Origin of the sequence: Aeromonas sp. s13, from assembly GCF_040907905.1 — a bacterium.
In the GTDB taxonomy this organism is placed as follows: Bacteria; Pseudomonadota; Gammaproteobacteria; order Enterobacterales; family Aeromonadaceae; genus Aeromonas; species Aeromonas veronii.
Window position 1 is genome coordinate 1 of record NZ_JBFOCS010000050.1, and the last position, 6,891, is coordinate 6,891.

A 6,891-nucleotide genomic window follows, 5' to 3' on the forward strand; every position below is an offset into this window, starting at 1 on the left:
TTGAAATACAGAACCCCCGATGCAGTACATAGGGGGTTCTGAGTAGAGAAATGCTAGTTGAAAATGTGTAAACCTATTTCAGGACTAGACACATCTTTTATGACTGTCAGGCTGATTTTTCTGGCTGGCCGGTCGGGTGTCCAGTCCGACCGGCGACAGGAATCGTCATCCCCGCCCCTTCATCATCCAGCCCGATGCTGGCTTAACCGCCAACGGCGATGCGTTTCATGTCTTTCATGTAGCCACGCAGTACCTGACCGATTTTCTCGATCGGGTGGCTGCGGGTCGCCTCGTTGGCCGCCAGCAGCGCCAGGTTGTCGACGATCTGCCCTTCCGCCTTGCTGGCACCCAGATCGCCCGCTTTCAGGGTCGGCATGAAGTGCTCGCGCAACAAGGGCACGGCGGCGTTGGCGAACAGGTAGTTGCCGTACTCGGCGGTATCGGAGATGACCACGTTCATCTCGTACAGACGCTTACGAGCAACGGTGTTGGCGATCAGCGGCAGCTCGTGCAGGGATTCGTAGTAGGCAGACTCCTCGTAGATACCGGAAGCCACCATGGTCTCGAACGCCAGCTCGACACCCGCCTTGACCATGGCCACCATCACCACGCCATTGTCGAAGTACTCCTGCTCGGCAATCTTGCCTGCAAACGCCGGCGCATTTTCGAAGGCAGATTTGCCGGTCTCTTCGCGCCAGCCGAACAGCTTGGCATCGTCTTCGGCCCAGTCGGCCATCATGCCGCGGGAGAACTCACCGGCGATGATGTCGTCCATGTGCTTCTCGAACAGCGGGCGCATCAGGGTCTTGAGCTGCTCGGAGAGCTCGAAGGCGCGCAGCTTGGCCGGGTTGGAGAGGCGATCCATCATCAGGCTGATGCCACCCTGTTTCAGGGCTTCGGTGATGGTCTCCCAACCGAACTGGATCAGCTTGCCGGCGTAGGCCGGGTCGGTGCCTTCGGCAACCAGCTTGTCGTAGCAGAGCAGGGAACCGGCCTGCAGCATGCCGCAGAGGATGGTCTGCTCGCCCATCAGGTCAGATTTCACTTCCGCTACGAAGGAGGACTCCAGCACGCCGGCACGGTCACCACCGGTGGCAGAGGCCCATGCCTTGGCGATGGCCATGCCTTCGCCTTTCGGGTCATTTTCCGGGTGAACGGCGATCAGGGTCGGTACACCAAAGCCACGCTTGTACTCTTCACGCACTTCGGTACCCGGGCACTTGGGCGCAACCATCACGACTGTAATGTCGGAGCGGATCTGCTGACCCTCTTCCACCACGTTGAAGCCGTGGGAGTAGCCCAGCGCAGCGCCCTGCTTCATCAGCGGCATCACGGTTTTCACTACGTCGGAGTGCTGTTTGTCCGGGGTCAGGTTGAGCACCAGATCGGCGGTCGGGATCAGCTCTTCATAGGTACCGACCGCGAAGCCGTTGTCGGTAGCCTTCTGCCAGGAGGCGCGCTTCTCGGCGATGGCGGCCTTGCGCAGGGCGTAGGAGATATCCAGCCCGGAGTCGCGCATGTTCAGACCCTGGTTCAGACCCTGGGCACCACAGCCCACAATCACCACCTTCTTGCCCTTCAGCACGTTGCAGCCGTCCGCGAACTCTTCGCGCTGCATGAAACGACACTTGCCCAGCTGGGCCAACTGCTGACGCAGGTTCAAGGTGTTGAAATAGTTAGCCATGGTGATTGCTCCGTTCGATTGATTCCATGCCGGATAGCGGCGTTGTCTGAACCACTATAGCGCGGGACACTTATTGCCTGAACTGATATATTCGAAACAGTACGTTGCAATAATTGAAAGGTGATTCTTTGCAATTGTTCCCCATGCACGCCCCCGTTTCGACAATATTGCCGCTGAATTGTGCGGGGATGTGGTTACAGGAACCGGACGATACGACATGAATTTATGCCCTGACTGCAGCAGGAAGTGATCAATGGACCTTCGCAATCTCGAGCTGTTTCTCCACCTCGCCGACTCCCTCCACTTCGGCAAGAGCGCCGATGCCATGGCGGTCAGCCCCTCCACCCTGAGCCGCGCCATCCAGCGGCTGGAGCAGGAGACCGGCTGCATCCTGTTCGAGCGGGACAACCGCTCGGTGCGGCTTACCCACGCCGGCGAGAAACTGCGCGAGTTTGGTGGCGGCCTGTTGCAGGAGTGGCGTCAGCTCAAGCAGGAGCTCAAACGCAGCGATGAACCGCTGCAGGGGCGGCTGCGGGTCTTCTGCTCGGTCACTGCCAGTTACTTTCTGCTGCCCGAGGTGCTGGAGCGCTTTCGCCGCCGCTACCCCCAGCTGGAGATCAAGCTGGAGACCGGCGACCCGGCGCTGGCGGTGGACAAGATTCTGGCCGACGAGGCCGATCTCGCCATCGCCGCCCGCCCCGATGCCCTGCCCGCCAAGCTGGAGTTCGCCAGCCTGCAGCTGGTGCCGCTGGTCTTTATTGCGCCGCGCAATGCCCCCCAGCTGAACCAGTGGTTCCGTCAGGGAGAACCTGATTGGGAGCAGCTGCCGGTCATCCTCTCCGAGCAGGGCTTGGCCCGCAAACGCAGCGATCAGTGGTTTCGCAACAAGGGGATCGCCCCCAACATATATGCCGAAGTGGCGGGTAATGAGGGGATTGTCGCCATGGTAGCGCTCGGTTGTGGCGTAGGATTGGTGCCGGCGGCGGTGATCGACCACAGCCCGCTCGGCGACAAGGTGCGGATCATCGACCTCAAGCCCGCCTTCAAGCCATTTGATGTGGGGATCGGGGTGCTCAAGAAGCGACTGGAAGAGCCGCTGATCCGCGCCTTCTGGGATACCGCGCAGAATCAGGGTTCACTGCGCTGACACCGGATTATAGATAAGGGCCGGATCGGCCATCATGATGCGGCTGGGCTGCGGCAAGTCGGGGTTATGCAGCTCGAGGCGCACCCGCTCATCCAGTTTCAGCCGCCGAATGGTGCTGCCAAATCCCTCTTCAAAGACCCGGTCAAAAGCACCAGACTGCCGCGCCCGCAGCAGGCCAAGCTCGATGCGCTGGGCCAGCTCCGGATATTTTGGCGAGACAAAGAAGAGCAGCGCCAGCGGATAGCGAAACACCAGACGGGGCTCGATGGCGAGATCCGGATGTTGCCTTAGCTCATCCTCGACCTCGATGACCGAGCGCAGGAAGCAGTCAAAGCGCTTCTTGCGCAGCATGTTGAAGAGCGCCTCATAAAGATTGCCCACCGTCACCTTGAGGCCGTTAGCCCGCAGCAACTGGGTATCTGGCCAGGATCTGTGCTGACCGATGGAGAGCCCGGCGCGATGCCAGTCTGCCAACGACCCGATCGCGGCAAAACGTCCCTCATCCCCCTGCCGAACCAGACACACCCGCCACCCCAGCAGCCCCTTGGCCAGCGGAATGTGGATTGCCAGCAACTCCCGTTCTCGCTCACCATCGGGGGCAAAAACACCGACCTGAACCAGCTCGCCGCTGCGCAGCTCCTTCACCGCCCGCCCCTGCTCCATCTGCGGGCTGGAAACTAGCTGGTAGGGGCCATATTCGGGTACGGTGAGATCGAGGGAGAGGCGCAGCAACTGGACGACGGCGGGGTTGGGATGATCCAGCAGCAGATTCCAGGCGCGGATAGGCTGCTCGGCTGCCGATACGCCAACCGTCCACAGTGCCATGCACCACCACCAGACTCTGATCATCCTGTGCACCATCCGTGCCTCGTGCTCCTCGCCATACTATAACGCCAGCCAGCGCCTCAACGGCGCCCTCTCTGAAAGATGTGTGAGCGCTCTCGTGTCAAATCTCGTGTCAAAAGTGACAATAGGCAAACCCGGCAGGTCATCGCAGACTGGGCGTTCATCAACACACGCCAAGGCGCAGGGAGGAGAGCCATGAAACAGCATCTGGTAGAGATCAAGGGTTCAACCCTGTTTGAGGAGTATCTGCAAAGCATGGGCGTGCCCAGTACGGCGCTCGACCGGGAGCAGGATATCTATCTGCAGGAACGCCACCTGGGAGCCATTCGTCGGGTGCAGGGCGAACTGCGCTTTTATCTGCGTGCCAATGCCCTGAACAAACGGTGATCAGGATCCGGTCACAGAACCCGCAGCAAAGGCGTATTAAACTGGTATCTTCCCCCTTTTGTCGGGAGTGCCCATGAAAGCAAGCGGTCTGGATCGGCTGTTCAAACCCCAATCAATCGCAGTGATCGGCGCCTCGACCGACCCGCTCAAAGCGGGTCATGTGATCGTGCGCCACCTGCTGGCGGGCCAGTTCAAAGGGCCCATCCTCCCCGTCACCCCGCGCAACAAGTCCATCGCCGGCGTGCTGGCCTATCCCGACATCGCCAGCCTGCCGCTGACCCCAGATCTCGCCATCATCTGCACCAGGCGGGAGCGGGTCTTGCCGTTGCTGGAAGCGCTCGGCCAAAAGGGAACAGGCGCAGCCATCATACTGGCCGCCGACTTTTCCCCCGAGGAGCGACTGGAGCTGAAACGGGTCTGCCAGCAATATGACATTCGCCTGCTCGGCCCCAACAGCATGGGAATGCTGCTGCCCAGCCAGGGGATCAACGCCAGCTTTTCACCCATTGCCGCCAAGCCGGGGCAAGTCGCATTTCTGTCGCAATCCGCCGCCGTCAGCACCACCATTCTGGATTGGGCCAAGCAGCATGAGCTGGGCTTCTCCGCCTTCATCTCCCTTGGCGATCACTGCGATATCGACTTCGGCCAGCTGCTGGATCAGCTCTCCCGCGACAGCGTCACCCGCGCCATCTTGATCTACATGGACAAGCTGCACGACGCCCGCCACTTTCTCTCGGCGGCGCGGGCAGCCTCGCGCAACAAGCCGATTCTGGTGCTGAAAAGCGGGCACCACGACCCGGCCCACGGTCTCGACAATGTCTATGATGCCGCCATCCGCCGCGCCGGCATGTTGCGGGTACGGGATACCCACGAACTGTTTGCCGCGGTGGAAACACTCAGCCACTCCATGACCCTCAAGGGGGAGCGGCTCGCCATCATCTCCAACGGCCGAGGGCTGGCCAATATGGCGGTGGATGTGCTGCTGGAGCGGGGCGGCAAGCTGGCTCGCCCGCCACTCGATATCGGCAGCGATGCCACCATCACTACCTATCAGGAGGCACTGGACAACGTGTTGCAAGAGGATGGTATCGACGCCATCCTGATCATCCACGCCCCCTCGCTCACGGCCCCGAGCGCGCCGCTGGCCAGCCATCTTATCGCCCATCTGAAACAGCATCCCAGAGCGCGCCGTTTCAATATCCTCACCAACTGGGCGGGCGAATACTCGGCGCAGGAGGGGCGTAAACTCTTTACCGAGGCGGGCTTCCCGACCTACCGCACGCCGGAAAGCGCCATGGCCGCCTTCATGCACATGGTGGAATACCGCCGCAACCAGAAGCAGTTGATGGAAACCCCGGCATCCCTGCATGGCAACCAGCTCAATGGCGAGCTGTGCCAGCAGCTGATCCGCCAAGCACAGGAGCGCAAACAGCTAAGATTGGATACCCATCTGGTGCACCCGATTTTACAAGCTGCCGGTCTCTCGACTCTACCAACCTGGATCGTTACCGATGCCATTGAGGCGACCCTGACCGCCGAGCAGATCGGCTATCCAGTGGCGGTGAAGCTGCGCTCGCCCGATATCCTGCACAAGTCTGCCGTACACGGCGTGGTACTCAATCTGCGCACCTCGGCCGAAGTGGCGCAAGCTGCAGATGCCATTCTGGACAGGGTCAAACAGCATGATCCGGGCGCCCGCATCGAAGGCTTGCTGGTGCAACGCATGGCTCGCCGCAGCGGTGGCCTCGAACTGCGGGTACGCATCCAGCAAGACGCCATCTTTGGCCCCGTCATCCTGCTGGGCGAGTCGGGCGCCGAACCGCAGGAGATGGTAGCAGCCTTGCCACCGCTCAATCAGGCGCTGGCCCGTTACCAGATCATCGGCGCCCTCAAAAGCCGCAAGATCCGCGAACAAGCCACGCCGGAACGACTGGATATCGATGCCTTGGGCCAAGTGCTTTGCCAGCTCTCCGAGCTATTGCTCGCCTTTCCGGAGATTCAGGAGCTGGATCTGCACCCGCTGCAAGCGTGCGGTGCCGAAATGGTGGTGCTGGATGCCAGCCTCATGCTGGCTGACCCCACCATCCCGACCAGCAACCGACTGGCTATCCGCCCCTATCCTACCGAACTGGAGGAGGGTGCCTGGCTTAAAGATCAGCGCCATATCCTGCTGCGCCCGATCCGGCCGGAAGATGAACCGGCTCACAAGCAGTTCGTGCTGCAGGTCTCCGATGAAGACAGGTACAAACGCTTCTTTGCCGATGTGGGCGAGCTGGGCCATGAAGAGCTGGCCCGCATGACCCAGATCGATTACGACCGGGAGATGGCCTTCGTAGCAGTAGGGCAAGATGGCGAACTGCAGGATCAGATACTCGGTGTGGTACGCGCTATCTCGACCCCGGACCTGAGCGATGCCGAGTTTGCCATTCTGGTGCGATCGGACTTGAAAGGGGTGGGCCTCGGCAAATTGATGATGGAGAAGATCATCCGTTATGCCAAAGAACAGGGGATTGGCCAGCTATCCGGCATGACCATGCCCAGCAATCGAGGCATGGTCAACCTCGCCAAACGACTTGGCTTCAAGATCGATGTGCAAATGGAAGAGGGGGTGGTCAATATGGAACTGCCCTGTACTCAGCAAGCAACACAAGCCTGATTTGACCACCTGTAGAGTCATTCAAATGGCCGTGAATGAAACTGATAAGGCTCTGATATAGTCAGAAAATGGTGGAAATAACCGGCTATCTGGCACTCTTACTTGGCAGAGAAAAGCCAGATATTGGTGGTTTAAGGCGCTAAAAATACAAAAGCCCGGTTATGAAACCGG

At 60.2% G+C, this 6,891-nt stretch carries 5 protein-coding genes; 3 read left to right on the forward strand and 2 right to left on the reverse strand.

Annotated features, from left to right (window positions below):
- Window positions 1-202 precede the first annotated feature (202 nt).
- Complete coding sequence (gene ilvC / locus AB5Y82_RS08835) at window positions 203-1,684, reverse strand: ketol-acid reductoisomerase (RefSeq protein ID WP_368173883.1); 1,482 nt, start codon at window positions 1,682-1,684, stop codon at window positions 203-205.
- Window positions 1,685-1,937: 253 nt separating this feature from the next.
- On the opposite strand from ilvC, the gene ilvY reads away from it, so the two are divergent.
- A complete protein-coding gene (gene ilvY / locus AB5Y82_RS08840; protein ID WP_319920894.1) occupies window positions 1,938-2,831 on the forward strand; it encodes an HTH-type transcriptional activator IlvY in 894 nt (297 codons plus the stop codon).
- Here the strand turns inward: ilvY and AB5Y82_RS08845 are convergent.
- Window positions 2,820-3,680, reverse strand: coding sequence for a hypothetical protein (locus tag AB5Y82_RS08845; RefSeq protein WP_319920895.1), 861 nt, complete (start codon window positions 3,678-3,680; stop codon window positions 2,820-2,822). The two genes, ilvY and AB5Y82_RS08845, sit on opposite strands and share 12 nt — an antisense overlap.
- A 192-nt stretch (window positions 3,681-3,872) precedes the next feature.
- Between AB5Y82_RS08845 and AB5Y82_RS08850 the strand changes: the two genes are divergently transcribed.
- Both AB5Y82_RS08850 and AB5Y82_RS08855 read left to right on the forward strand, forming a co-directional pair.
- Window positions 3,873-4,064, forward strand: a complete 192-nt coding sequence (locus tag AB5Y82_RS08850; protein ID WP_124930448.1) for a hypothetical protein — start codon at window positions 3,873-3,875, stop codon at window positions 4,062-4,064.
- 73 nt (window positions 4,065-4,137) lie between these two features.
- On the forward strand, window positions 4,138-6,720 hold the full coding sequence (locus AB5Y82_RS08855) for a GNAT family N-acetyltransferase (protein ID WP_368173884.1): 2,583 nt from the start codon (window positions 4,138-4,140) through the stop codon (window positions 6,718-6,720).
- Window positions 6,721-6,891 lie beyond the last annotated feature (171 nt).